At 67.0% G+C, this 24,450-nt stretch carries 23 protein-coding genes; 14 read left to right on the forward strand and 9 right to left on the reverse strand.

The annotated features are described in order from the left end of the window. Positions 1-5 precede the first annotated feature (5 nt). The 4 genes from ACSFBF_RS13720 to ACSFBF_RS13735 are packed head-to-tail and all read right to left on the reverse strand — an operon-like array spanning position 6 to position 3,503. Positions 6-1,286, reverse strand: coding sequence for an NAD(P)/FAD-dependent oxidoreductase (locus tag ACSFBF_RS13720; RefSeq protein ID WP_435467772.1), 1,281 nt, complete (start codon positions 1,284-1,286; stop codon positions 6-8). Then, entirely contained in the window at positions 1,283-2,053 is a 771-nt protein-coding gene (locus ACSFBF_RS13725; protein ID WP_435467775.1) for an amino acid ABC transporter ATP-binding protein, read from the reverse strand. Before ACSFBF_RS13725 ends, ACSFBF_RS13720 begins: the two co-directional genes overlap by 4 nt. Then, positions 2,050-2,721: an ectoine/hydroxyectoine ABC transporter permease subunit EhuD gene (gene ehuD / locus ACSFBF_RS13730; protein WP_435460187.1), complete on the reverse strand. Its 672-nt coding sequence runs from the start codon at positions 2,719-2,721 to the stop codon at positions 2,050-2,052. The genes ACSFBF_RS13725 and ehuD overlap by 4 nt, the downstream gene beginning before the upstream one ends. Positions 2,722-2,735: 14 nt before the next feature. Beyond that, positions 2,736-3,503: an ABC transporter substrate-binding protein gene (locus tag ACSFBF_RS13735; protein ID WP_435467777.1), complete on the reverse strand. Its 768-nt coding sequence runs from the start codon at positions 3,501-3,503 to the stop codon at positions 2,736-2,738. A gap of 201 nt (positions 3,504-3,704) precedes the next feature. Between ACSFBF_RS13735 and ACSFBF_RS13740 the strand changes: the two genes are divergently transcribed. Both ACSFBF_RS13740 and ACSFBF_RS13745 read left to right on the forward strand, forming a co-directional pair. Next, entirely contained in the window at positions 3,705-4,508 is an 804-nt protein-coding gene (locus tag ACSFBF_RS13740; RefSeq protein ID WP_435467779.1) for an IclR family transcriptional regulator, read from the forward strand. 85 nt (positions 4,509-4,593) lie between these two features. After that, positions 4,594-5,655, forward strand: a complete 1,062-nt coding sequence (locus ACSFBF_RS13745; protein ID WP_435467781.1) for an adenosine deaminase — start codon at positions 4,594-4,596, stop codon at positions 5,653-5,655. Here ACSFBF_RS13745 and ACSFBF_RS13750 read toward each other — a convergent pair. Next, positions 5,616-6,911, reverse strand: a complete 1,296-nt coding sequence (locus ACSFBF_RS13750) for an MFS transporter (RefSeq protein WP_435467783.1) — start codon at positions 6,909-6,911, stop codon at positions 5,616-5,618. The genes ACSFBF_RS13745 and ACSFBF_RS13750 overlap by 40 nt on opposite strands. 97 nt (positions 6,912-7,008) lie before the next feature. On the opposite strand from ACSFBF_RS13750, the gene ACSFBF_RS13755 reads away from it, so the two are divergent. The 3 genes from ACSFBF_RS13755 to ACSFBF_RS13765 all read left to right on the forward strand — a co-directional run bounded on the left by ACSFBF_RS13755 (position 7,009) and on the right by ACSFBF_RS13765 (position 11,356). Next, positions 7,009-8,037 carry a LysR substrate-binding domain-containing protein gene (locus ACSFBF_RS13755; protein WP_435467785.1) on the forward strand — a complete coding sequence of 343 codons (1,029 nt, stop codon included), beginning with the start codon at positions 7,009-7,011 and terminating at the stop codon, positions 8,035-8,037. Then, complete coding sequence (locus ACSFBF_RS13760) at positions 8,003-8,815, forward strand: helix-turn-helix domain-containing protein (RefSeq protein ID WP_435467787.1); 813 nt, start codon at positions 8,003-8,005, stop codon at positions 8,813-8,815. Before ACSFBF_RS13755 ends, ACSFBF_RS13760 begins: the two co-directional genes overlap by 35 nt. Positions 8,816-8,929: 114 nt before the next feature. Continuing rightward, on the forward strand, positions 8,930-11,356 hold the full coding sequence (locus tag ACSFBF_RS13765; RefSeq protein ID WP_435467789.1) for a penicillin acylase family protein: 2,427 nt from the start codon (positions 8,930-8,932) through the stop codon (positions 11,354-11,356). Positions 11,357-11,384: 28 nt separating this feature from the next. Here ACSFBF_RS13765 and ACSFBF_RS13770 read toward each other — a convergent pair whose 3' ends face one another. Beyond that, entirely contained in the window at positions 11,385-12,623 is a 1,239-nt protein-coding gene (locus ACSFBF_RS13770; protein WP_435467791.1) for an MFS transporter, read from the reverse strand. Between the two features lie 114 nt (positions 12,624-12,737). Further along, on the reverse strand, positions 12,738-13,580 hold the full coding sequence (locus tag ACSFBF_RS13775) for a hypothetical protein (protein WP_435467793.1): 843 nt from the start codon (positions 13,578-13,580) through the stop codon (positions 12,738-12,740). Positions 13,581-13,889: 309 nt separating this feature from the next. Between ACSFBF_RS13775 and ACSFBF_RS13780 the strand changes: the two genes are divergently transcribed. The 3 genes from ACSFBF_RS13780 (at position 13,890) to ACSFBF_RS13790 (ending at position 16,939) form a co-directional block, all read left to right on the forward strand. Further along, the gene (locus ACSFBF_RS13780) at positions 13,890-14,837 is read left to right on the forward strand and encodes a GlxA family transcriptional regulator (RefSeq protein WP_435467795.1); all 948 of its coding nucleotides are present in this window, start codon (positions 13,890-13,892) and stop codon (positions 14,835-14,837) included. Positions 14,838-14,942: 105 nt separating this feature from the next. Next, positions 14,943-15,749 (forward strand): SDR family NAD(P)-dependent oxidoreductase, encoded by an 807-nt coding sequence (locus tag ACSFBF_RS13785; protein ID WP_435467797.1) that lies wholly within the window; start codon positions 14,943-14,945, stop codon positions 15,747-15,749. An 89-nt stretch (positions 15,750-15,838) separates the two neighbouring features. Next, a complete protein-coding gene (locus ACSFBF_RS13790) occupies positions 15,839-16,939 on the forward strand; it encodes a BMP family ABC transporter substrate-binding protein (RefSeq protein ID WP_435467799.1) in 1,101 nt (366 codons plus the stop codon). Here ACSFBF_RS13790 and ACSFBF_RS13795 read toward each other — a convergent pair. Then, positions 16,936-17,817, reverse strand: a complete 882-nt coding sequence (locus tag ACSFBF_RS13795) for a LysR family transcriptional regulator (RefSeq protein WP_435467801.1) — start codon at positions 17,815-17,817, stop codon at positions 16,936-16,938. The genes ACSFBF_RS13790 and ACSFBF_RS13795 overlap by 4 nt on opposite strands. A gap of 105 nt (positions 17,818-17,922) precedes the next feature. Here ACSFBF_RS13795 and ACSFBF_RS13800 point away from each other — a divergent pair, with 105 nt between their 5' ends. From ACSFBF_RS13800 to ACSFBF_RS13825, 6 genes are all read left to right on the forward strand, one after another. Beyond that, positions 17,923-18,528: a short chain dehydrogenase gene (locus tag ACSFBF_RS13800; RefSeq protein WP_435467803.1), complete on the forward strand. Its 606-nt coding sequence runs from the start codon at positions 17,923-17,925 to the stop codon at positions 18,526-18,528. Further along, positions 18,525-19,511 carry a hypothetical protein gene (locus ACSFBF_RS13805; RefSeq protein WP_435467805.1) on the forward strand — a complete coding sequence of 329 codons (987 nt, stop codon included), beginning with the start codon at positions 18,525-18,527 and terminating at the stop codon, positions 19,509-19,511. Before ACSFBF_RS13800 ends, ACSFBF_RS13805 begins: the two co-directional genes overlap by 4 nt. A gap of 76 nt (positions 19,512-19,587) precedes the next feature. Then, the gene (guaD, locus tag ACSFBF_RS13810) at positions 19,588-20,886 is read left to right on the forward strand and encodes a guanine deaminase (protein WP_435467807.1); all 1,299 of its coding nucleotides are present in this window, start codon (positions 19,588-19,590) and stop codon (positions 20,884-20,886) included. Between the two features lie 91 nt (positions 20,887-20,977). Next, positions 20,978-21,544 carry a dCTP deaminase gene (gene dcd / locus ACSFBF_RS13815; protein ID WP_093179585.1) on the forward strand — a complete coding sequence of 189 codons (567 nt, stop codon included), beginning with the start codon at positions 20,978-20,980 and terminating at the stop codon, positions 21,542-21,544. Positions 21,545-21,654: 110 nt separating this feature from the next. Beyond that, positions 21,655-22,545: a KPN_02809 family neutral zinc metallopeptidase gene (gene ypfJ / locus ACSFBF_RS13820; protein ID WP_435467809.1), complete on the forward strand. Its 891-nt coding sequence runs from the start codon at positions 21,655-21,657 to the stop codon at positions 22,543-22,545. A 131-nt stretch (positions 22,546-22,676) separates the two neighbouring features. Next, positions 22,677-24,140, forward strand: coding sequence for a DEAD/DEAH box helicase (locus ACSFBF_RS13825; RefSeq protein WP_093080851.1), 1,464 nt, complete (start codon positions 22,677-22,679; stop codon positions 24,138-24,140). Between the two features lie 35 nt (positions 24,141-24,175). On the opposite strand, the gene ACSFBF_RS13830 is transcribed toward ACSFBF_RS13825, so the two are convergent. Next, positions 24,176-24,397, reverse strand: a complete 222-nt coding sequence (locus tag ACSFBF_RS13830) for a hypothetical protein (protein WP_435467811.1) — start codon at positions 24,395-24,397, stop codon at positions 24,176-24,178. Positions 24,398-24,450: the final 53 nt, after the last annotated feature.

The following is a 24,450-nucleotide window of genomic DNA, read 5'->3' on the forward strand; positions in this document are numbered from 1 at the left end:
CGCGTTCAGGCCAGCCGGTCGAGCAGGCTGTACCAGGCCACGCCGCCGGCCACGTAGAAGCGCTGCAAGCCATGCAGCGGGATCGGCTGGATCGGCGTGACCGGATACGGAAAATCCGCGCCCGCATCGACCAGCCGCGCCGCCACGTGCTTGCCCATGCTCGTGGCCAGCGCGATGCCGCGCCCGTTGTAGCCCAGTGCCACCGTCACGCCCGGCGCGGGCGTGTGCACGTGCGGCATGAAGTCGCGCGTGACCGCGATGCGGCCGGCCCAGCGGTACTCGTAGCGCAGCGGCCCCAGTTGGGGAAACAGCAGTTCGAGCGAACGTTCGAGGTGCGCGAAATCCGCGGGCCCGCTCGGGTCGGCAAAGTGGCCGCGCCCGCCCATCAGCAGGCGGCCCTGCGCGTCCTTGCGGAAGTAGAGCAGCAGGCGCTGCGAGGTCGATGCGGTTTCGCCGCCCGGAAGAATGGCATCGGCCGCAGCGCCCTTGAGCGGCTCGGTCGCGACGATGAAGCTGTTGGCAGCCAGCACGGTGCTCGACAGCTTTGGCCAAAGCGCGCCGGTGTAGCCGTTGGTGGCGATCAGCACCTGCTCGGCCGTGACGCTCGCGCCTGTCGATGTGCTCGCATGCCAGTGCGTGCCGCGGCGTTCCAGGGCCGTGACCTCGGTGCCGCCGTGCACGGATGCACCAGCAGCCTGCGCGGCACGCACCAGCCCGCGCGTGTAGGCCAGCGGCTGGATGCTGCCCGCGCGGCCATCGAGCCAGCCGCCCGCAAAGGCCTCGGTGCCGAGCCGTGCGCTCACTGCGGCGTGGTCGAGCTGCTCCGTCTTGACGCCGCGCTTCGCCCATTGCTCGGCACGCGCATGCAGGCCGGGCACGTCCTTCTGCGCGTACGCCACCTGCAGCCAGCCGTTGCGTACCGGCTGGCACTCAATGCCGTGGCGCGCGATCAGCTCGAACACCAGGTCGGCCGATGACGAGACCGCATCGATCAGCCGCGCGGCGCGCTCCTGGCCGTGAATGCGCACGAGCTCGTCGGGGTCGTGCTTGAGCGAAGGATTCACCTGCCCGCCGTTGCGCCCCGACGCGCCCCAGCCGGGCTCGTGCGCCTCGAGCACGCAGGCCTGCACGCCGGCCTCCGCCAGGTGCAGCGCGGCCGAGAGGCCGGTGAAGCCGCCGCCGACGATCAGCACGTCGGCCTTGCGCGATTCGGTCAGTGGCGGTGTCGGTGGAGCGGGTGGTGCGGTGTCGGCCCAGAGCGAAGGAGGCAAGGCGCGAACGCTCATGCGCGCACCTCCGCGGACGCCGTAGAGGCGGCGGCACCGGAGGGGTGCAGCACGCGCCGCAGGAAGTCTTGCGTGCGCGCCTGGCGCGGCGCGCCCAGCACCTGCGCGGACGGGCCTTCCTCGACGATGCTGCCGCTGTGCAGAAAGCACACGCGGTCGGCCACTTCGCGCGCAAAGCCCATCTCGTGCGTGACCACGATCATCGTCATGCCTTCGTCGGCCAGTGCGCGCATCACGCTGAGCACGTCGCCGACCAGCTCGGGGTCGAGCGCAGACGTGGGCTCGTCGAACAGCATGGCCTCGGGCTTCATCGCGAGCGCGCGGGCGATGGCCACGCGCTGCTGCTGGCCACCTGAGAGCTGCGCCGGATACGCCTGCGCCTTCTCGGCCAGCCCCACCTTGGCCAGCAGCGCCAGCGCCTCTTCGCGCGCTTGCGCCGCGTTCTGGCGCAGCACGTAGACCGGGCCTTCCATCACGTTCTCCAGCACGGTGCGGTGCGGGAACAGGTTGAAGCGCTGGAACACCATGCCCATGCGGCTGCGCAGCCGGTGGATGTTGGGCGCGTTGCGGTCCACCCGCTCGTCGAAGGCGCGCACCTCGCCGCCTTCGTACGACTCCAGCCCGTTGATGCAGCGAAGCACGGTGGACTTGCCCGAGCCCGAAGGGCCGATCAGGCACACGACTTCGCCTTTGTCCACGTTCAGGCTCACGCCCTGCAGCACGCGGTGCGTGCCGAAGCGCTTTTCCAGTCCTTCGACGTGGATCATGGTTGTTTTCTCCCGGCGGCAAAGCGCTTCTCGAGCCGGCGCAGGCCGTAGACCAGCGGCAGGCTCATCAACAGGTAGAGCAGGGCGACCAGCGTGTAGACCGTCATGTTCTGGAAGGTCGACGAGGCGATGAGCTGGCCGGCGCGCGTCATCTCGGCCACGGTGATGGTCGAGACCAGCGAGGAGTCTTTCAGCATCATCACCAGCGTGTTGCCGTAAGGCGGCAGCGCGATGCGAAAGGCCTGCGGCAATATCACGCGCCGCATGATCAGTGCCGAGCGCATGCCCATGGCCTGCGCCGCCTCGCGCTGGCCCGGATCGACCGCCTCGATGCCGGCGCGGAAGTTCTCGGCCTGGTACGCCGAGTAGGCAATGCCCAGTCCGATCACGCCGGCCTGGAAGGCCGTGAGCTGCACGCCGAACTCCGGCAGCACGAAGTAGATATAGAAGAGCTGCACGATGATCGGCAGCCCGCGAATCACGTTGATCGTCACCGTGGCGGCCCACGAGAGGGCGCGCACGGGCGACAGCTTCATCAGCGCCAGCGCAAGGCCGAGCGCGCTGCTCAGCAAGAAGGCGAGCACCGTGACCTGCACGGTGACCACCGCGCCCTGCAGGAGGATCGGCAGGAAGTCCTGCGCGTTCTGGAGAAAGGTGGGAGCAGCCATGGGTCAGCGCGCGCTCAGATGCCCCACTTCTGCACGATCTTGGCGAGCGTGCCGTCGGCCTTCACGGCGGCAATCGCCTTGTTGATGCGGGCCATCGTCTCGGTGTCGCCCTTGCGCACCACCAGGCACACGTCGCCCACGTTCACGGGCTTGTAGCTGTCGACCAGCTTCACACCAGGAAAGGTGTTCTGCCGGATCTGATAGGCCATGATGGGTTGGTCGCCCAGCCCCGCCTTGATGCGGCCGAGCGAGAGGTCGCGCGTCATGTCGGCCACCGAGTCGTAGCTGCGCACCTCCTTGAAGATGCCCTTCTTGTTCAGCATGTCGAGGAACACCGTGCCGACCTGCGCGCCCACCACTTCGCCCTTGAGCTCGTCGAGCGAGACATACGCACGGGTGTCGTCGGCCTTGACGATCAGGCCTTCGCCATACGAGTACACCGGGTCGCTGAAATCGACCACTTCCTGGCGCGCCGCCGTCTTCAGCATGGCCGCCGAGACGATGTCGATCTTGCGGGCCGTGAGCGAGGGAATCAGCGCCGAGAACACCGTCTGCTGCACGTTGACGTTGAAGCCGCCCGCCTTGCCCACGGCGGTGACGGTGTCGACCATCATTCCCTGGATGGTGTTGGTCTTCACGTCGAGGAAGGTGAAGGGCACGCCGGTGGCGGTGGCGCCCACGTTGTAGGTCGGGGCGGCGCCCTGCGCCGCGGCCAGCGAGGCGCCGCCGGCGATGCAAAGACCCAGGGCCAGTCGGTGAAGGCGGCGAACGATGCGATTCATGGAAGCACTCCTCGGAGGAAAAGGACGTTGAAAAGTGGAAATGGACGGAAAGGGAGCGGAAAAAGGTGGTGCACCCTGCGATGCAACATGCGTGCCAATAATCGATTCTTTTGAATCTCTAATCAATAAATAGAAACCACTAGTCGAACTTAAAGAATCGATATTCGATATTTCGAAGGACTATAGCTATACTCCATCGCCATGGACGCCACACCCGACACAGCCCCCGAAGACAGCCAGAGCCTGCTTTTCAACCAGTCGCTGGAGAAGGGCCTGGCCGTGCTGCGCGCCTTCAGCGCACGGCGGCGCACCATGACGCTGGCCGACGTGGCCGAGGCCACGGACATCACCAAGAGCTCGGCCCAGCGCATGGTCTTCACGCTCGAAAAACTGGGCTATGTGCGCAAGCACCCGAAGACGCGGCGCTACCAGCTCACGCCGCGGGTGATGGAGATCGGCTTCAACTACCTGGCGGCCCATTCGCTGATCGACATGGCCAACCCCTTCCTGTCGGAGCTGACCAAGGTGACGACGGAAACCTCCTGCCTCACCGAGCCCGACGGGCTCGACATGGTCTACGTGGCGCGTTTCGTCAGCGCGCAGTTCGTGCCGGTGCACATGCCCATCGGCAGCCGCATTCCCATGTACTGCACGGCTTCGGGGCGCGCCTTTCTGAGCGCCTTGCCCGAGGATGAGGCGCGCGCACTCATCGAGGCCTCCGACCGCGTGGCCCACACCATGCACACGTGCACCGATGTGGACGCAATTCTCGAAACGCTGCGTCAGGCGCGGCTGCAGGGCTTTGCCACCAATGCCGAGGAGCTGTTCCTCGGCGACATGACCATCGCGGCGCCCGTGCTGGGCAGCCAGGGGCGGCCGGTGGCGTCGGTGCACATCGTGGCGCCGACCAGCCGCTGGACGATCGACGAAGCCGTGCGCAAGCTGGCGCCCACGCTGCTGCTGTGCGCGCGCTCGCTGACCAGTTCGGCGCGCAGCATCGACTGAGGCCTATACGGTTTTGGGCATCGCGGCGGCGGTGGCTGGCTTTATGCTGTGCGGGATCACAACGCAGCAGCAGAGTCCCCCCACCATGACCGATTTTCGCCCCGCCTACGACAAGAGCTTCGACCGCATCGCAGCCGACCGCCTGCCCGAGTTGCTGCGCGCCATGCCCAAGGCCGAACTGCACATGCACATCGAGGGTTCGCTCGAACCCGAACTCATCTTTGCGCTGGCGCAGCGCAATGGCGTGTCCATTCCCTACGCCAGCGTCGAAGAGCTGCGCAAGGCCTACGCCTTCACCAACCTGCAGAGCTTTCTGGACATCTACTACGCCGGCGCCAGCGTGCTGCTGAAGGAACAAGATTTCTACGACATGGCCTGGGCCTACCTGGAGCGCGCGGCCGCCGACAACGTGGTGCACACCGAGATGTTCTTCGACCCGCAGACGCACACGGCGCGTGGCGTGTCGATGGAAACCGTCATCAACGGCCTGCACCGCGCCTGCGTCGATGCGCAACCGAAGCTGGGCGTGAGCGCCACGCTCATCCTGTGCTTCCTGCGCCACCTGAGCGAAGAAGAAGCCTTCGAGACGCTGGAGCAGGCGCTGCCGTTTCGCGACAAGTTCATCGGCGTGGGGCTTGATTCGAGCGAAGTCGGCCACCCGCCCGAGAAGTTCGCGCGCGTGTTCGCACGCTGCCGCGAGCTGGGCTTTCACCTTGTCGCGCACGCGGGCGAAGAGGGCCCGCCAGCCTACGTATGGAGCGCGCTCGACGTGCTCAAGGTCGAGCGCGTCGACCACGGCGTGCAAAGCACCAAAGACCCGGCGCTGATGAAGCGGCTCGCGCAAGACCGCATTCCGCTCACCGTGTGCCCGCTGTCGAACCTCAAGCTCTGCGTGTTCCCAGACCTGTCGCAGCACAACCTCGGTGCGCTGCTCGATGCGGGCCTGGTCGCCACCGTCAACTCGGACGACCCGGCCTACTTCGGTGGCTACATGAACCAGAACTTCACGCAGACCTTCGCGGCCACCGGGCTCAACGTGCAACAGGCCTGGCAGCTCGCGGCGAACAGCTTCGAAGGCAGCTTCATCGACGCGGCCGCCAAGCGCGCCTACGTTGACCGGCTCAACGCGGCCTTCGCGAGCTTCTGATCTGGCACAGCGGGCCGCGGCACCAGCAGCGGCATCGCTACCAGCGCGCAGGCGCTGGCCGCCAGCCACACCATCGGCCAGCCATGCAGCGCCAGCAGGTGCGGAATGGAAAACGGCGTGACGAAGCACACCAGGAACACGCTGGTGTTGGCCATGCCCAGTGCCGTGCCGGCGCGAGCCGCACCGGCCAGCGTGGCGAGCTCGGTGTAGGCCACGCCGTGCCATGCCGACACGCACACGCCGCACACACCCAGCAGCACGACCAGCGCGATGCGCAGCGCCAATGAATCGGCGGCGTGCGTGCCCGAGGCCATCACCAGCACCGCGAGGCCCGCGAACAGCAGCACGCTGAGCGCACTGCAGGCACGCAGGTAGGCCGGCCGGTTGCGCCGCCGGTCGGTCCAGCGGCCGCTCCACACGCGCATGACCATCGCGCCGACCTGCGTGAACACCATCGTCGCAGTGATCGTTGCGAAGCCCGCATGGCCGAAGTCGTGCAGGAACACGGTGCCGAAGGACAGCACCGCGAACTGCGGCGCGCAGAGGATGCCGATGCCGGCCACGATGCGCCATACGCGCACGTCGCGCAGCGGGCCGCTCTTCGGTGCGACCGCTTCCGGGGTCTTGTTGCTGCGCGGGGCAATGGGCGGCTCGTGCACCCACGCCCAGCTCATCGCCGCGCTCAGCGCGCACAGCAGCGCGAGCAGGCCGTACAGCGCGGCAAAGCCGAAGTGCAGCGCCACGAAGGGCAGCACCAGCGCGCCGATGCCGCCGCCCAGCGGCACGGCCGTCTGCCGGATGCTCATCGCGAGGCCGCGCTCGCTGGCGTCGAACCACGTCATCACCGCGCGGCCACTGGCGCCGTTCACGCTGCCGCCCAGCAGGCCGACCAGCAGCAGCCCGGCACCGAGCCAGCCCAGGCCGGGAATGTGCCCTGCCGCCGGTGCGGCCCACAGCGCCATCGCCACGAGCGCGATGGCCGTGCTGCCCAGGCCCATCAGCAGCACAGGCCGGTCGCCCCAGCGGTCGGTCAGCAGGCCCCATGGCAGCTCGCTCACCGCGATGCCCAGGCCCATGAGGCCGAGCACCAGCCCGAGCGTGGCGTTGTCGAGCTGGTAGCCGGTGCGCATGAGCACGGCCGTCATCGGGATGCCGCTGAAGGCCACGGAGAACGCCGCGTTGGCGGCCACGCCGGCAGTCAGCACCTTCCAGCGGTGGCGCGGCGGAAACGAAGAGGAGAGGGGGGATTGCGTCATGTTGCGGTGCAGTGTCCGCCGCTACCAAGGTTTTGAAAATCAGAAAATAATGCGTCAACCGTCCTGAAAAACAGGATGGTCAAGAAGGAGCTCCGACATGAGCCAGGTGATGTTCGATCTCGACGTGCTGCGCACTTTCTCCACCGGCATCGCACTCGGCAGCTATGCGCGTGCAGCCGACAAGCTGGGCCGCTCGACTTCAGCGGTGAGCGCGCAGTTGAAGAAGCTTGAATCGCAGGCAGGCACCGTGCTGTTCCGCAAGGCCGGCCGGGGGCTGGAGCTAACCGACGCCGGCGAAACGCTGCTGGCCTACGCCCACCGCATGCTCGAACTGAATGAAGAAGCCAGCGCCGCCATGCGCGGTGCCGACCTGCAAGGCTGGGTGCGCCTCGGCCTGCAGGAAGACTTCGGCGAGACGCTGCTGCCGGCCGTGCTCGGCCGTTTTGCACGAGCGCATCCCAAGGTGCGCATCGAGGCCTGCGTGGCGCGCAGCGGCGAGCTGCGCGAGCGACTCGAACTCGGCCAGCTCGATCTGGCGCTGGCATGGGACGCGGGCGACCAGCCCCTGTCGCCGTACGCCGAGCGCGTGGCGCGATTGCCCCTGTTGTGGATCGGCCCCAACGCGCCCGACCGGGTCGAGGCCGACTGGTGGACGCAGCGCGAGCACCGCGGCACTGGCACGCGCCAGGCCAAGAGCAAGGAGCCGCTGCCGCTCATCATGCTCGACGCGCCGTGCCCGCTGCGTGAGATCGTCATCGCCGCGCTCGACCGTGCCGGCGTGCCATGGCGCCGCGCCTTCGGCAGCGCCAGCCTTGCGGCGCTGTGGGCTGCTGCCTCGGCTGGCCTGGGCCTCACTGTGCGTACGCCTTTCGGCTTGCCATCGCACGTGCGCGTCATCGATCGCACGATGCTGTCCCTGCCGGCGCTGCCGCAGATATCGCTCGTGCTCTATCGCGCGCAGGCCCACTCCGAGGCCCCGGCGAGCCGGCTGGCCACGCTGCTGCTGGAGGCGGTGCGCCAGCATGTGCAGCCCATGGCCGTGCCGATGCGGGAGAATCCGCCGCTGGAGACAAAAACAAAAGTGATACGGCATGGCAACGCAAAACTTCCTGCACCTGTGGGATGACCGGTTCCTCTACATCACGCCGGCGATCCAGTCGGGCCTGACGGCCCGTTCGTCGGCCACGCTGCTGGCGTCGGTCAGCGGGCATCCCTTCGCGCTGGAGGCGGTCGACGGCACGCGAGTTCGCTGCACCGCAGCGCTGGTCGCTCCGCACGTGTCGCGCCGGCTCGACGTCGACGGCTGCGGGCTGCTGTCGCTCAACCTCGATCCGGCATCGCCCGCCTACCGCATGCTCGCCAGGCGCATGGGCGGCCACGGCATCCTGCCGATCGATGCGCGTCGCTTCGGCCGGCTGCGCGACGATTTCGATCCGGCGCAGCACGGCGCGCTTTGCAGCCGCGGGCTGCGGGCGCTGAGCGTGAAGCTGGTCGAGGCCATCAACGAATTCCCCGAGGCCGAAGCGGCCGTCGACCCGCGCATCGAACGCGTGCTGCAGGCCATTCGCGCACATGCGGGGCAGATTCCGCTGCGTGACTTGTCGGCCGTGGCCTGCCTCTCGCCCGACCGGCTGACGCACCTGTTTGCCCGGCAGGTGGGCGTGTCGGTCAAGCGCTATGCGCTCTGGACCAAGGTGCGGCGCACGGTGCAGCAGTTCACCGCACGGCGCCCGCTCACTGACGTGGCGCTGGTCAGCGGCTTTACCGACGCAGCGCATATGAGCCGCACTTTCCAGCGCTACTTCGGCCTGCCGCCGTCCTTCCTGGCGAGCCAGGTGCGCGTGACCGCCGACGACGGCGCCTCGCACGCCTGGGGCCATCAGCAAGGGCTGGCGTCAATGTAAAGAAGGGCACGGGCGCGAGGCGTCCGAGGCTCCCGTCTTAAGATTGGCGCCGAACGCGCCACGCACGCTCACCGCCCACGCAGCTGCGTTCCTCATACACAACAGGAACACTGCATGCGCTCGAAATTCAAGTGCGGCCTCGGGCCGCTTTTTCTCGTGCCGGTTGCCATGGCCCTTGCGGCATGCACCGGCATTGCCGACCGTTCAACACCACCGCACGGCAGCTACAAGGCCGAGATCCGCCGCACCGCCATGGGCGTGCCGCACATCAAGGCCGACGACTGGGCCGGTGCCGGCTATGGCTACGGCTATGCGCAGGCGCAGGACGATCTGTGCACCATGGCCGACAGCTTTCTCACCTACCGCGGCGAGCGTTCGCAGTTCTTCGGCGCCGAGGCGCTGCTGCTGGCCAAGAGCACCATCGGCCAGCCGAAGAACATCGACTCCGACTTTTTCCACAAGCATGTGATCACGGCCGACAGGGTCGATGCCATGGCCCGCGCGCAGCCGGCCAACATCCGCGGCATGGTCGAAGGCTTTGCCGCTGGCTACAACCGCTACGTGCGCGACCTGAAGGCCGATGCAGGCAACGCACATGCGGCCTGTCGCAACGAAGCGTGGGTGCGACCGGTGAGCGCCGACGACATCTACCGCCGCATGTACGCCACCAATCTCGCGGCGGGCTACAGCAACTTCCTCTCGAACATCGCGAACGCGGCGCCGCCTGCCGCCAAGGTGTCTTCGCATGAGGAGCGTGGCGCGCAGCCGCTGGCGCTGCAGGTCGGCGGCGAGGCGGGCGTGGGCAGCAACATGATCGGCTTCGGCACGGCCGCCACCGGTGATGCGAGCCCGCTGCTCTTCGGCAACCCGCACTGGTACTGGCGCGGGCCCGACCGCTTCTATCAGGCGCAGCTCACCATTCCGGGGCAGCTCGACGTCAGTGGTACGTCTTTCCTCGGTGTGCCGGTGATCCTGATCGGCTTCAACGACAACATTGCGTGGAGCCACACGGTGTCGGCGGCGCGGCGCTTCGGCCTCTTTCAATTGCAGCTCGCTCCGGGTGATGCCACGAGCTACCTGCGCGATGGTCGCGTGGTGAAGATGCAGGCGCGCACCGTCACCGTGAAGGTGAAGCAGGCCTCGGGCCAGATCGATCCGGTAACGCGCACGCTCTACACCTCCGAATACGGCCCGCTGGTGAACCTGGGCGCGATCAACCCGGCGCTGGCCTGGAATCAGAGCACGGCCTTCGCCATCCGCGACATCAACGCCGACAACTACCGCACCTTCCGCACCTGGCTGCGCTGGGCGCAGGCGAAGTCGCTCGACGAACTCATCTCCATTCAGCGCGAGGAAGCCGCGATTCCCTGGGTCAACACCGTGGCCGTGGGCCGTGGCAGCGCCAAGGCCTGGTATGCCGACATCGGCGCGGTGCCCAACGTGTCGCCCGAGCAGATGGCGAACTGCACCACGCCCGCCGGCAAGGCGATGGCGGCCGTGCTGCCGCGCGTGCCGGTGTTCGACGGCTCGCGCAGCGCCTGCGATTGGCAAAGCGATGCCGACTCGGTGCAGAAGGGGGCCGTCGGCCCTTCGCGCATGCCGAGCCTGCTGCGCGACGACTACGTCGCCAACATGAACGACAGCTACTGGCTCGCCAACCCGAAGGCGCCGCTCACGGGGTACCCGGCCATCTTCGGCCCGGCGGGCAGCAGCGCGCAAACCTTCCGCACGAGGCTCGGCCACCTCATTGCGCAAGGTACTGGCAAGGGCGCGACGGTCGATGCCGTCGAGCGCGTGACGCTCGGCAGCCGCGCCTACACCGCTGAACTGTTCAAGGACCGCGCGTTGGAGTTGGTGTGCAGCGTGCCCAGCATCGCAGTGAAGAGCGATCCGCAGACCGGGGGTGCATTCGCGCCGCCGCGCAGCGTCGACACCGGTCCCGCCTGCGCGGTGCTGAAGGCGTGGAACAACACCGGCCTGGCCTCGGCGCGCGGCGCCCATGTGTGGGACGAGTTCTGGGCGCGTGCCTCGCGGCTGCCCGCCGACAGGCTCTATGAAGTGCCCTTCAGCGCGAACGATCCGATCAACACGCCGAGCGGCCTGAAGACTTCGGCCACCGAGGACCTGCGGCAGGCCTTCGGCGCGGCAGTGCTACGTGTGCAGGCCAGCGGCTATGCGCTCGACGCGCCGCGCGGCGACACGCTGTTCGTGACGCGCAACGGCCAGAGGATCCCGCTGTCGGGCGGCTGCGACGGCCAGGGCTACTTCACGATCCTCTGCTCGGAGAACCGGCTCGACAAGGGCGGCTACACGATGGACGCCAACCCCAACGGCAACAGCTATATGCAGGTCGTGCGTTTCCCCGCAGGAGGCGTCGAGGCTCACACCTTCCTCACCTTCTCGCTGTCGGACGATCCCGCGTCGCCACACAACGCCGACTACACGCGCGCCTACAGCGCCGGGAAGTGGCTGCGCGTGCCGTTCTCCGAACCGGAGATCAAGGCCGACGCCGCCTACAGCAGCGTGACCATCCGCGAGTAGGAAAGAAGAAGGGCGCAGCGGTGCTTCTTCAGCGCCGCTTCGCCAGCCAGTTCCACCCGGCGCCCGCGGCCATCAGCACGCAGGTGCCGAGGAACACGGCGCGCATGCCGATGTGCCCACCCACGAAGCCGCCGAGCAACGGCCCCGCGACCTGGCCCGTGTATTGCGCCGAGGTCGAGTAGCCGAGCATGTTGCCTGCCACGCGCTCGGGCACGTTGTGGCGGATCACGCTCGCGATGCAGGGCAGCAGCCCGCCGAGCGACAGCCCCATCAGAAAACGCAGCACCACCAACTGCCAGCCCGAGCTGACGAAGGCCTGCGGCACCAGCAGCAGCGCCGACACCGCGAGACAGCCGACGATCACGTTCCAGTGCCCCACGCGGTCGGCCAGCTTGCCCAGCCACGAGGCCGAGAGAATGCTGCCCAGCGCCGCTGCCGACATCACCAGGCCGGCCATCATCGTCACGCGGTTCGGGTCATCGACCAGCGTGGCAACGTAGACGGTGATGATCGGCTCGATCGACATGTTCGCGAGCATCAGCAGCATGCCGGTGAAGAGCATCGCGACGAGCGGGCGCTTGTCGGGTACGGCGGCCCAGCCGGTGTCGGTGGTGTCGCGTTGCTTCGATGTGGAAGGCGCCTTCTTCTCTTCACGGATGAGAAAGGCCGTCGCGAGAAAAGCCGCGAAGATCATTGCGCCCGCTGCGAAGAAGGTGTTGCGGATGCCGACGAGCGGCGGCAGCACGCCACCCACCAGCGGCCCGACGAGGTTGCCCGCCATGATGGCCGACGACATCGTGCCCAGCGCCCAGCCGGTGCGGTCCTTGGGCGTCTGCGTGGCGACCAGCACCATCGAGCCCGAGGCATAGCCGCCGAGCAGCCCCGCCAACAGCCGCAGGCCCACGAGCTGCCACACGTTGCCGGCAAGACCGATCAGCGCCATCGCCACAGCCATGCCGAGGCTCGCGCGGATCAGCATCGGCTTGCGCCCGTAGCGGTCGGCCAGCCGGCCCCATAGCGGTGCCACCAGCGCGGCGCTGAAGAAGGTGGCGCCGTAGGCCGCGCCCGACCACTGCACGATGGCCGCATGGTCCTTCACGCCCAACTGCTCGACGTACAGCGGCAGGAAGGGCAGCAGCAGCGTCATCGCGATGATGGTGGTGAGGGAACCGAGCATGCAGACGGCGAGGTTGCGCTGCCAGTGTGCGTTGGCGCCCGTCTCGGCTGGCGGGGCGTTCGCTGCGTTCGTTGTCGTCGGGTGCGTCATGGGGAACGCCCATTGTGGGACGACGCGCGCTGGCTGGCGCTTGCCGATTGGTGGGGGCACCCATCGCGCGAAGCGGGGGCAGAGGGGTCTTCCGACGGCCCCGGGCCCGCTTCTTCAGCGGCCCTTCACCTGCGTGCGGGCGAACTCGAACACCGAGGTCTTCCCGCTTGCAGTGACTTCGAGCCGGATCAGGTCGTTGGCCTGCGGATAGGGGTCGCAGCAGTTCTTCAGGATAAGGTCGCCCGTCACCATCTGCAGCGGCTCTACCGTGTTCAGCTGCAGGATGGAATTGGCCGATTGCTCCTGGTTCTCGGCGTTGTATTCGATCTGCCGGATGCCCAGCACGGTGGCGCCACCCACGGCCGCGCCGGCCAGCATGCCGGCGACGGGGTCGTACACACGCACGGTGTTCGAACCGGCAAAGCTCGTCACGCCGCGGCGGCCGACAACGGAGCCGGAGTAGTTCGAGCGATAGGTCTGGCGCGAAGCTCCATAGGCGGCCGCGCCGGCGGCCAAACCGCCGATGATTGCCAGCGCGACCTGCTTGGCCTGCTTCTCCGACTGGATTTCTGCGATCCGCTCGTTGTACGTATAGATCTGCACCGGGGCGCCTCGGAAGAAGGCCTTGACGTTATCGGTGCTGAAGTTCACCGGCTCGGCGGTGTTGTTGGCATAGCCGATGGTGAAGGTCGGCTGCGTCGGCCCCTGTGTCTTGAACCGCGAGTAGACAAAGAGCTCGCGCGCCTCGTCTTTCTCGGACAGCGTGCCGACGCCGTCGGTGTATTTCAGTGTCTGCGGCGCATCCTTGCTAGGGCGCGGCGTGTACGCAATGGTCGTGGAGCAGCCGCTGACGAGAACCGCGAGTGCGACGAAGCAGCAGGTCTTGCGCGCGACCGCGCCTTGCTGGCTGAGGGACTCTCCAAATTTGCGCGGCAAGGCGCTGTCGAAAGCGATCACGAAAACTCCGTTTGTTGTGTTTTTGGGGTCAAGCGGTCGAACTGACCAAGACCTGACTACACAATCGTAACTTCTCGTATCTAAATGTCAGCAGAAAGTTTCCTGGTGGGCGGCGTGTGCACCGAAATAGGGAGCCAACTTTCGTGAACTTTTTCACGAACCTGAAGGGGTGCCTCTTGTCAGCCTGGTTCAAGCCGTGTCGAGGTGGCAGTCAGTGCGCGCTGCGTATCCCTCACGCCCGCGCGGTCAGCGCAAGCCGTTTAGCCTTGCGTCTGTCATTTGACGCAAACCTCTTTTCAGGACATGACCATGAAACGCATCGGCGTGCTCGTCTTCCCCGGTTTCCAGATCCTCGACCTCGCTGCCATCGCCGCGTTCGAGCTTGCCAACCTGCATACCGGCAAAGAGGTCTACAAGGTCGAGCTCCTGTCCGAAGAAGGTGGCCTCGTGGCCAGTTCGGCGGGCGTGATCACCGACAGCAAGCGCTTCGGCACGGCGAAGTTCGACACGCTGCTGATGACCGGCGCGCTCGACATCGAACCCACGTCCGAGAAGATGTGCCGCTTCCTGCGCGCCGGGCTGCGCAACGCGCGCCGCGTGGCGAGCATCTGCACCGGCGCCTTCGGGCTCGCCGACGCCGGTTTGCTCGACGGGCGCCGCGCGACCACGCATTGGGCTTTCGCGAACGAACTGCAGAAGCTCCACCCGGCCATCAAGGTGCAGCCCGACCGCATCTTCATCAACGACGGGCCGGTGTGGACTTCGGCCGGCATGACTGCGGGCATTGACCTCGTGCTGGCGCTGGTGGAGGACGACCTGGGCGTGGAGACGGCCCGGTTCGTCGCGAAGAAGATGGTCGTGTACCACCGCCGCGCGGGCGGGCAGTCGCAGTATTCCGCGCTGCTCGAGTTGGAGCCCAAGTCCGACCGCATCCAGAAGGCGCTGGTGCATGCGCGGGCCAACCTGCACGAGACGCTGTCGGTGGAAGAACTGGCCGAGGTCGCGCACCTGAGCCCACGCCAGTTCAGCCGTGCCTTCAAGGCCGAGACCGGCCAGTCGCCAGCGCATGCCGTGGAGAACCTGCGCGTGGAGGCGGCGCGCGCGCTGATCGACGAGGGCAGCCTCGCTCTCGGCGTGGTCGCGCGCGAAACGGGTTTCGGCGACCCCGAGCGCATGCGCCGTGCCTTCCTGCGCACGCTGGGCCTTCCGCCGCAGAGTGTGCGCCGCGTGGCCCGGCGAGAAGCAGCGACGGCCTGAAACGCTGGATGTCCTGAAAGGTGGCTTATATGACATTTACGCCATAGCCTTACAGAAGGAGACTTCCCCCACGGCCACAAACCCGTGGCGAAAAAAGGAAACTCCATGACTGCGACTTCAGCAACTCCCAAGGGCACAGCCCTCATTACCGGCGCATCGTCGGGCATCGGCGCCGTGTACGCGGACCGCCTTGCGCGGCGCGGCTTCGACCTGATCCTGGTGGCGCGCAATCGCGAACGCCTCGAGGCACTGGCCGCGAAGCTCGCGAGCGAAACCGGCCGCAAGGTCGACATCCTCCCCGCCGACCTGACCGACAAGAAAGACATCGCACTCGTCGAGGCTGCGCTGCGCACCCGCAGCGACATCACCATGCTGGTGAACAACGCCGGCGTAGGCGCCACCGCGCCGCTGCTCGCGTCGGACATCGACAAGATGGAAGAAATGATCGCGCTCAACGTGAACGTGCTCACGCGGCTCACCTACGCGGCCGTGCCCGGGTTTGTCGAGCGCGGCGCGGGCACGCTGGTGAACATCTCCTCCATCGTGGCGGTCTCGCCCGAAACGCTCAACGGCGTGTACGGCGGCAGCAAGGCCTTCGTGCTGGCGCTGAGCCAATCGCTGCAGCACGAGCTGAATGGCAAGGGCGTGCGCGTGCAGGCGGTGCTGCCGGGCGCGACGGCCACCGAGTTCTGGGGCATTGCCGGCCTGCCGGTGCAGCACCTGCCCAGCGAGATCGTGATGACTGCGGAAGACCTGGTCGACGCGGCCCTCGCAGGGCTCGACCAGGGCGAGCAGGTCACTATTCCCTCGCTGCCCGATCTCGCCGAGTGGAATGCCTTCGATGGGGCGCGGCGTGCGATGTCGGGCCGGCTGTCCAGCACCGCTCCGGCTGCGCGTTACCGGGCCGTCTAGACGACACGGACATAAAATCCGTACCCCGCAGCAGGGCGTCCCGGCCTGCTGCGGGGTTTTGCATTTCCGGGGCCATGTAGAGGAACACCATGTACAAAAACCTCGCGGGCCGCGCCGTTCTGGCGCTGGCAGTCGCGTGCTTTTTATCTCCCGCCTTTTCGCAGACGCAGCAGGCCAAGGCTCCGCTGAAGATCGGCTTCGTCTACGTCACGCCCGTCACCGATGCCGGCTGGGTGCGCCAGCACGAAGAGGGCCGCAAGGCCGTCGATGCGGCGCTGGGCGACAAGGTCAAGACCACCTACGTCGAGAACGTGGCCGAAGGCGCTGACGCCGAGCGCGTGATTCGCGATCTCGCGCAGCAGGGCAACACGCTCATCTTCACGCCGAGCTTCGGCTACATGGAGCCGACGCTGAAAGTGGCGAGAGACTTCCCCGAGGTGAAGTTCGAATCGATCACCGGCTACAAGACCGCGCCCAACGTGGCGACCGCCAATGCGCGCTACTACGAGGGCCGTTATCTCGCGGGCATCGCGGCCGGCCGCATGACGAAGACCAATATCGCGGGCTACGTCGCGGGCTTTCCGATTCCCGAAGTGCTGCAGGGCATCAACGCCTTCACGCTCGGCATGCGCTCGGTGAACCCGGCAGCGAAGGTGCACGTGGTGTGGCTCAACGAGTGGTTCGATCCGCCGAAGGAGCGCGACGCGGCCATGGCGCTGTTCAACCAGAACGCCGACGTGATCGCCTTTCACACAGGCTCCACCGCCGTGATGGCGGCGGCGCAGGAGCGCGGGAAGCTGGCGGTGGCCTATCACTCCGACATGCGCAAGATCGCGCCCGACGCGCAGATCGTCGCGGTCACGCACCAATGGGGCGGCTACTACACGCAGCGCGCGAAGGCCGTGCTCGACGGCAGCTGGAAGAGCGGCAACCTCTGGGGCGGCGTGAAGGAAGGAATGATCCGCGTCGGCGACTTCGGCACGAAGGTGCTCAAGGCCGTGCAGGACGAGGTGCTGGCGCGGCAGAAAGACATTGCGGCGGGCAAGCTGCAGCCGTTTCGTGCAGTTGCCGCTGATGTGCGCGACAACGAAGGCCACGTCGTGATCGCCAAGGGCGCGCAGCTGAGCGACGAGCAGATCCTGAAGATGAACTGGCTGGTCGAGGGTGTGCAGGGGCGGGTGACGCGCTAGCCCAACCGCTCGACCACGAAGTCCACGAAGGTCCGCAGCTTGGCGCTTGGCCGCGCTTCAGGCAGTCGCATGATGTGCACCTGCCGCGTGGGCAGTTCCCAGTCGGGCAACAGCCGCACCACCTGACCCGACGCCAGGGCAGGCCCGAGCAACGCATCGGCCTGCACGATCACGCCCACGCCGGCCATAGCCGCAGTCAGCAGCGCCTGGCCGTTGTTGGTGGTGAGCGGGCCGCGCACCGGAACGTGCACCGTCTCGCCCTTGCGCGTGAAGCGCCACGAATGGTTCGGCCCCCAGGTCGCGAAGCCCAGCAGCGGAAAGGCCTCCAGGTCGGACGGGTACTTCGGCTGCCCGTGGCGCGCGACCCATGCGGGGCTGGCCACGGCGTACATGCGCGCCAGCGCGAGCGGTCTTGCAATGAGCCGCTCGTCGACCGCAGCGCCCGAGCGGATGCCGCAGTCGAAGCCTTCTTCGGCCAGGTCGACCACGCGGTCGTTGAGGCTCAAGTCGACCTTCACCTGCGGGTAGGCGGCGATGTAGTCGCCGATTACCGGTGTGAGCCGGTGCGCGCCGTAGGCCACGGGCGCGGTGACGCGCAGCACGCCTTGCGGCATGGCACGCAGCGACTCGGCCACGCCATCGGCGGTGTGCACGCTGGCCAGCACGTCGCGGCAGCGCTCGAGGTAGGCAGCGCCGATTTCGGTGAGCGCGTGGCGGCGCGTGGTGCGCTCCAGCAGGCGCGCACCAAGCTGCTCTTCGAGCGCGCGAATGTGCTTGCCGACCATCACTGCAGACAGGTCGAGCGCCTCAGCGGCGGCCGCGAAGCTGCCGGCATCCACCGTGGCGACGAAGACTTCCATGGCGCGGAGCTTGTCCATATTGAGAATCCAGAGTTTCGAATGACCGAACCAGATGGCAATTTATCAAATCAATAGTTCGCAAAACAATCGCCGCATGTTGATTCACTTTTGGCGAGGTTCTCCATGAAGGTTCTTGTTGTGGGCGCGACGGGCGCGATTGGCAGTGCGGTGGCGCAGGTGTTGGCCGAGCGTGGTCACGAGGTGATTCGCGCAGGGCGCACGCGCGGCGACTACCAAGTCGACATCACGAGCGACGCCAGCGTCGAGGCGCTGTATGCGGCTATCGGTCGGGTCGATGCCATCGTGTCGGCGGCGGGCGGGCTGTTCTTCGGGCCGTTGAATGAAATGCGGCCGGCCGACTTCAACGTCGGCCTGCAGGACAAGCTGCTAGGCCAGGTGCGGCTCGCATTGCTGGGGCAGCATGTGCTGACCGATGGCGGCTCGATCACGCTGACCACAGGCATCGCGGCCGATGACCCGGTTCGCGGGGGAGGTAATGCGGCCGCCGTGAATGCGGGGGTCGAGGGTTTTGTGCAAGGCGCAGCGATCGAGTTGCCGCGCGGCCTGCGCATCAATGCGGTGAGTCCGACGCTTCTGACCGAATCGCTGGCGGCGTATGGCGCGCTCTTTCCGGGTGTCGAAACCGTATCGGCCGCGCGCGTGGCGCTGGCTTATGTGCGTAGTGTCGAAGGACCGCTGACGGGTCGCGTGTTTCGCGTGTGGCAATGAGCAGGCACACACGGCTGGCCGGCGTGGTGCTCGCGCTCGCCACGACAGCGGCCACCGCCGCACCGCCTGTCGTGCAGGCGCTGCCCGAAGACTGGTATCCGGAGAGCGTGGCTGTCGGCCCGGACGGCTCGTTTTACGTCGGCAGCTGGCGCGAGGGCGCAGTCGCGCGGCTGAAGCCGGGTGTGGCCCCGAAGGCCGAAGTGCTTGTGAAGCCAGGTGCCAACGGGCTTGCGAACGGGCAGGGCGTGCTGGTCGATGCGAAGCATCGGGCGCTGTGGGTCTGCTCGGGCAGCAGCGGCTTCACCACCGTGCCGCAGACGCCGAGCGCGCTCAAGCGCTACGACCTGGCCACGGGCGCGCCGCGCGCGAGCTATGCGATGCCCGACAGCGGCTACTGCAACGACCTCGCGCAGGACGCTCGCGGCAATCTCTACGTGACCGACTCCTACCACCCGCGCGTGCTGAAGCTCGCGCCAGGTGCCACCGCGCTCACGGTGTGGAAGGAAGATCCCGCGCTGGTCGGACCGGGCCCCTACAAGGGCCTGAACGGCATTGCCATCGATGGTGGGCGCGATGTGTATGTGAGCCTCGTGGCGGCGGCTCCTTACGTGCTGCGCATCGGCCTGGACGCCGACGGCAGCGCTGGCGAGGTCACGCGCATCGAGGCGCCGCGCGTGCTGAAGAACGTCGACGCGATCCGCGCCTGGAAGCCCGGCCGGCTCGTGCTGTTCGAGAGCAATGCCTTCGGCGAAGGCCCCTACGGTGGCCAGATCACCGTGGCGCGTGTCGACGGCACGAAGCTCGGCCTGCAGACGGTGGTGGCGGGGCTCAACGATCCGTCGTCCGGTGCGGTATGGGGCGATCGCGTCTACTTCATCGAGTCGAAGTACTCGCTGCTGACGAAGCGCAAGGATGGCGACGGGCCCGTACCGACAGGCGTGCCCTTCGACATCCAGTCGCGTGCGTTGCCGCCGGCGCGGTGAGTGCGTTCCGCATATAGCACTCATATGCGCATGGAAATTGCGGTGCGGCGGGGCTGGATTACCCTCCGCACCCACGATGAAAAAAGCCTACCGCGCCTCCCTCCTGCGATTCGATGCCGCCGGCCAACCCGTTTTCGATGAAGACGGCCTGCTGGTCGTTGCCCCCGACAGCACCGGCCGCCAGCGCGTGCTCGATGCCGGCAGCCATGCCGCCGTCGCGCCGCGCCACCCCGGCGCCCACGTGACCCACCTGCCGGGACGCATCCTCGCGCCGGGCTTCGTGGACATGCACATTCACTATCCGCAGACCGACATCATCGGTTCGCCCTCGCCGGGCTTGCTGCCCTGGCTTGAGAACTACACCTTCCCCGCCGAAAGCAAGTTCGCCGACCCCGCGCATTCGAATGAAGTGGCCGACGTGTTCTTTGACGAGCTGCTGCGCAACGGCGTCACCACCTCGCTGACCTTCGCGACTTCGCACGTGGCCTCGGTCGATGCCTTCTTCGAAGGTGCGCAGCGCCGCGGCCTGCGAATGATGACCGGCAAGGTGCTGCAGGACCGCAATTCGCCCGACGGCGTGCGCGACCAGACCGAGCAGAGCCTGATCGACACCGAAGCGCTGATCCGCAAGTGGCACAACGTCGACCGGCTGGGCTATGCCATCACGCCGCGCTTCGCACCCGCGAGCACCGACGCCCAAATGCGCGGTGCGAGCGAGCTGGCTGCCAAATACACCGACACCTGGATCCAGTCGCACGTGGCGGAGAACCGCGACGAAGTGAGCTGGGTGCGCGAGCTGTACCCCAAGGCGCGCTCGTATCTCGACGTGTACGCCGGCTTCGGCCTGATGCGCGAGCGCGCCGTGTACGCCCACTGCATCTACCTCGACGACGCCGACCGCGCCCTGCTGCGCGAGACGAAGACGGCTGCGGCCGTGAGCCCGACCAGCAACCTGTTCCTCGGCAGCGGCTTCTTCGACTTCGGCGCGGCCGATCGCGTGGGCTATCCGTACGGGCTGGCCAGCGACGTGGGCGGCGGCACCAGCTTCAGCCCCTTCCACACCATGATGGCCGCCTACTACGTCGGCCGCACCACCGTCGAAGGGATCCAGACCAAGACCGGCCTGAGCATCGCGCCCTCCGAACTCTGGTGGCGCCACACCGGCGGTGCGGCGCGCGCGCTGGGGCTCGACGGCGTGGTGGGCAATCTGCAGCCGGGCTGCGAGGCCGACTTCCTGGTGCTCAACCCGTCGGCCACGCAGTTGCTGGCGCGCAAGACGAAGCTGGCGAACACGCTGGAAGAAATGCTCTTCGCAATGATCGTGCTGGGCGACGACCGGCTGGTCGAGCGCACGGTGATCTCGCAGGCGCTGTAGCACCCCGGGGCGGCGGGTAGGAGGGGGAGGCGGTGGCGCATGCCACAATTCGCGCCATCTCCCCCCGCAGCAGCAGTAGTAGCGACCGCATATGAGCATCAAGAGCGACAAATGGATCCGGCGCATGGCCGAAAACGAAGGAATGATCGAGCCCTTCGAGCCCGGCCAGGTGCGCGAGAGCGACGGCCACAAGATCATCAGCTACGGCACCTCGAGTTACGGCTACGACATCCGGTGCGCGCCTGAATTCAAGGTCTTCACCAACATCCACAGCACCGTGGTCGACCCGAAGAACTTCGACGAGAAGAGCTTCGTCGACATGCACGGCGACTACTGCATCATTCCGCCCAACAGCTTCGCGCTGGCGCGCACCGTCGAATACTTCCGCATCCCGCGCAACGTGCTCACCATCTGCCTCGGCAAGAGCACCTATGCGCGCTGCGGCATCATCGTCAACGTCACGCCCTTCGAGCCTGAGTGGGAAGGCTACGTGACGCTCGAATTCAGCAACACCACGCCGCTCCCCGCCAAGATCTACGCGGGCGAGGGCTGCGCGCAGGTGCTGTTCTTCGAAAGCGACGAGGTCTGCGAAACCAGCTACAAGGACCGCGGCGGCAAATACCAGGGCCAGCGCGGCGTCACCTTGCCGAAAACCTGACGAAACACCAAGCCGTCTGCTGACGGCCAGTTACCCCGGAGGGCGCCGGGGCAAGTACCATCCTGCGACCGCCGGCAAATCCTCCTGCAATGGCCGGCAAGGAGACTGCGATGAGATGGGAAGGCAACGAACAATCGGACAACGTCGAAGACCGCCGCGGTGAAGGCGGCGGCGGCGGTGGTGGTGGCGGCTTCATCGGAGGCCGCAGCATCGGCATCGGCACCATTGCGGTCGCGCTGATCGCGGGCTGGGTCTTCGGCATCAACCCGCTCACGGTGCTGAGCCTGCTCAGCGGCGGCGGTGGTCCGGCCCAGGTGCAGCAGCAACAACAGGGGCCCGCGCAAAAGCCGCCGTCCGGCGACCGCGAGGCGGCATTCGTCTCCACGGTGCTCAAGAACACCGAAGTGGTCTGGACGGACATCTTCAGGCAGAACGGCGGCACCTACCACGCGCCGCGGCTCGTGCTGTTCCGCAATGCCACGCCCACGGCCTGTGGCACGGGGCAATCGGCCATGGGCCCTTTCTACTGCCCGGGCGACCAGAAGGTCTACATCGATCTCGGCTTCTATGACACGCTGAAGAACCAGCTCGGCGCGCCGGGCGAGTTTGCGCAGGCGTACGTCATTGCGCACGAGGTCGGCCATCATGTGCAGGACGAGCTCGGCATCACCGCCAAGGTCGACGGCATGCGCAGCCGCCTGAGCCAGACGCAGAACAACGCAATGAGCGTGCGCGTCGAGCTGCAGGCCGACTGCTTCGCCGGCGTGTGGGCACACCATTCACAGGAGTCGAAGAAGTGGCTCGACCCGGGCGACATCGAGGCCGCGATGAACGCCGCGCAGAAGATCGGTGACGACGCCCTGCAACGTTCAGCAGGCCGTGCAGTGGTGCCCGACAGTTTCACCCACGGCACGAGCGCGCAGCGCCAACGGTGGTTCGGCGCGGGTTATCAAAGCGGCGATATCAAGTCTTGCGATACCTTCAATGCGCGCAGCCTCTGAGCTGCATCGTCTTGAAGGGCTTGCCAGTGTTGGGTTTTCTGCTATCTAATAAATAGCAATTCCGCTGGCGCGGGCGTTGTCATGCCGCCGTCACTGCCGTTTTTTGCGGCAGTGCGACAATAGCGGGCTCAATGACAAGCTCCTTCTCCAATCTATCGCTGGCGGAACCGCTGGCGCGCGCCGTAGCCGAAATGGGCTACGAGACCATGACACCGATCCAGGAGCAGGCCATTCCGGTCGTGCTCGCGGGCCAGGATGTGATGGGCGCCGCCCAGACCGGCACCGGCAAGACGGCGGCGTTTTCGCTCCCGCTGCTGCAGCGCATGCTCAAGCATGAAAACGCCTCGACCTCGCCCGCGCGGCATCCGGTCCGGGCTCTCGTGCTGCTGCCCACGCGCGAACTGGCCGACCAGGTCGCGCAACAGGTCAAGCTGTACGCCAAGTACACCAACCTGCGCAGCACGGTGGTGTTCGGCGGCATCGACATGAAGCCGCAGACGCTGGAGCTGAAGAAGGGCGTCGAGGTGCTGGTCGCCACGCCGGGTCGGCTGCTCGATCACATCGAAGCCAAGAACGCGGTGCTCAACCAGGTCGAATACGTCGTGCTCGACGAAGCCGACCGCATGCTCGACATCGGCTTTCTGCCCGACCTGCAGCGCATCCTGAGCTACCTGCCCAAGCAGCGCACCACGCTGCTGTTCTCGGCCACGTTCTCGCCCGAAATCAAGCGCCTGGCCGGCAGCTACCTGCAGAACCCCGTCACCATCGAAGTGGCGCGGCCGAACGAAACGGCTTCCACTGTCGAGCAGCATTTCTACAGCGTGGCTGACGACGACAAGCGCCGCGCGCTCAAGCAGATCGTGCAGCAGCGCGGCATTACGCAGGCTTTCGTGTTCGTCAACAGCAAACTGGGCTGCGCGCGCCTCGCACGCTCGCTGGAGCGCGATGGCCTGCGTACCACCGCACTGCACGGCGACAAGAGCCAGGACGAACGCCTGAAGGCGCTTGCTTCGTTCAAGGCCGGCGAAGTCGACTTGCTCGTGTGCACCGACGTCGCGGCCCGCGGCCTCGACATCAAGGACGTGCCCGCGGTCTTCAACTTCGACATTCCGTTCAACGCCGAAGACTACGTGCACCGCATCGGCCGCACGGGCCGTGCCGGCGCCTCGGGCTTGGCCGTGAGCTTTGCCAGCGGCGGCAACGATGCGCGCCTGGTGGCCGACATCGAGAAGCTGATCAAGAAGAAGATCGAGCTCGAACCCGTGGAGTTCGAAGAAGACCGCCCGCGCGGCCGTATCAACGACGGACGCCGCCACTGGCGCGAAGAAGGCGAAGCCGGCGACGCACGCGACGTGCTCGACCAGCCGCGCGAACGCCGCGAGGCCGAAGCCCGCCGCGGCGGCGGACGTCCGCATCGCGCACCATCGGCGCCGCGCGATCCGTTCTTCGACAAGCCTTACGAAGCCGGCGAGCCCGATGCCACACCGGCATGGGAAGCTGCCGCCAAGGCAGCGACGCCCGCACGCGGCATCTCCAGCAACATCAAGACCAAGCGCAAGGTCGCGGCGCTGTTCAAGAGCGCCGAGCCGAGCTGATCCAGGTGCGTAGAGGCGGCATCAGCCGCCTCGGTTCAGCGCCAGCCGCGGTGCCAGCCGTATTGAGGGTGGTGCCAGCCCCAGCCGTAGCGCGGGTGGTAGGCCCACACGAAGCCGATGCCGGGCGACACATACGTGGGTGCCACGTAGGCCACGCCCGGAGGCGCCGAATACATGGGGGCTACCGGTGCGACCACGCAGCCGGTCAGGACTGCTGCCAGTGCGGCAGCGGACAAGGCAAGAACAGGGAATCTCATGATGGCGAAGCTCCTGGGACGAGTTGTTGTCGGTATGCACAACCAACGTCCCG

The sequence above is a fragment of the Variovorax nivicola genome (assembly GCF_051216475.1).
Taxonomy (GTDB): Bacteria; Pseudomonadota; Gammaproteobacteria; order Burkholderiales; family Burkholderiaceae_C; genus Variovorax.

Bases quoted from the DNA above. Each gene is read 5' to 3' on its own strand.
- ACSFBF_RS13720 (WP_435467772.1), bottom strand. From the start codon at position 1,286: ATGAGCGTTCGCGCCTTGCCTCCTTCGCTCTGGGCCGACACCGCACCA.
- ACSFBF_RS13725 (WP_435467775.1), bottom strand. From the start codon at position 2,053: ATGATCCACGTCGAAGGACTGGAAAAGCGCTTCGGCACGCACCGCGTG.
- ehuD (WP_435460187.1), bottom strand. From the start codon at position 2,721: ATGGCTGCTCCCACCTTTCTCCAGAACGCGCAGGACTTCCTGCCGATC.
- ACSFBF_RS13735 (WP_435467777.1), bottom strand. From the start codon at position 3,503: ATGAATCGCATCGTTCGCCGCCTTCACCGACTGGCCCTGGGTCTTTGC.
- ACSFBF_RS13740 (WP_435467779.1), top strand. From the start codon at position 3,705: ATGGACGCCACACCCGACACAGCCCCCGAAGACAGCCAGAGCCTGCTT.
- ACSFBF_RS13745 (WP_435467781.1), top strand. From the start codon at position 4,594: ATGACCGATTTTCGCCCCGCCTACGACAAGAGCTTCGACCGCATCGCA.
- ACSFBF_RS13750 (WP_435467783.1), bottom strand. From the start codon at position 6,911: ATGACGCAATCCCCCCTCTCCTCTTCGTTTCCGCCGCGCCACCGCTGG.
- ACSFBF_RS13755 (WP_435467785.1), top strand. From the start codon at position 7,009: ATGAGCCAGGTGATGTTCGATCTCGACGTGCTGCGCACTTTCTCCACC.
- ACSFBF_RS13760 (WP_435467787.1), top strand. From the start codon at position 8,003: ATGGCAACGCAAAACTTCCTGCACCTGTGGGATGACCGGTTCCTCTAC.
- ACSFBF_RS13765 (WP_435467789.1), top strand. From the start codon at position 8,930: ATGCGCTCGAAATTCAAGTGCGGCCTCGGGCCGCTTTTTCTCGTGCCG.
- ACSFBF_RS13770 (WP_435467791.1), bottom strand. From the start codon at position 12,623: ATGACGCACCCGACGACAACGAACGCAGCGAACGCCCCGCCAGCCGAG.
- ACSFBF_RS13780 (WP_435467795.1), top strand. From the start codon at position 13,890: ATGAAACGCATCGGCGTGCTCGTCTTCCCCGGTTTCCAGATCCTCGAC.
- ACSFBF_RS13785 (WP_435467797.1), top strand. From the start codon at position 14,943: ATGACTGCGACTTCAGCAACTCCCAAGGGCACAGCCCTCATTACCGGC.
- ACSFBF_RS13790 (WP_435467799.1), top strand. From the start codon at position 15,839: ATGTACAAAAACCTCGCGGGCCGCGCCGTTCTGGCGCTGGCAGTCGCG.
- ACSFBF_RS13795 (WP_435467801.1), bottom strand. From the start codon at position 17,817: ATGGACAAGCTCCGCGCCATGGAAGTCTTCGTCGCCACGGTGGATGCC.
- ACSFBF_RS13800 (WP_435467803.1), top strand. From the start codon at position 17,923: ATGAAGGTTCTTGTTGTGGGCGCGACGGGCGCGATTGGCAGTGCGGTG.
- ACSFBF_RS13805 (WP_435467805.1), top strand. From the start codon at position 18,525: ATGAGCAGGCACACACGGCTGGCCGGCGTGGTGCTCGCGCTCGCCACG.
- guaD (WP_435467807.1), top strand. From the start codon at position 19,588: ATGAAAAAAGCCTACCGCGCCTCCCTCCTGCGATTCGATGCCGCCGGC.
- dcd (WP_093179585.1), top strand. From the start codon at position 20,978: ATGAGCATCAAGAGCGACAAATGGATCCGGCGCATGGCCGAAAACGAA.
- ypfJ (WP_435467809.1), top strand. From the start codon at position 21,655: ATGAGATGGGAAGGCAACGAACAATCGGACAACGTCGAAGACCGCCGC.
- ACSFBF_RS13825 (WP_093080851.1), top strand. From the start codon at position 22,677: ATGACAAGCTCCTTCTCCAATCTATCGCTGGCGGAACCGCTGGCGCGC.
- ACSFBF_RS13830 (WP_435467811.1), bottom strand. From the start codon at position 24,397: ATGAGATTCCCTGTTCTTGCCTTGTCCGCTGCCGCACTGGCAGCAGTC.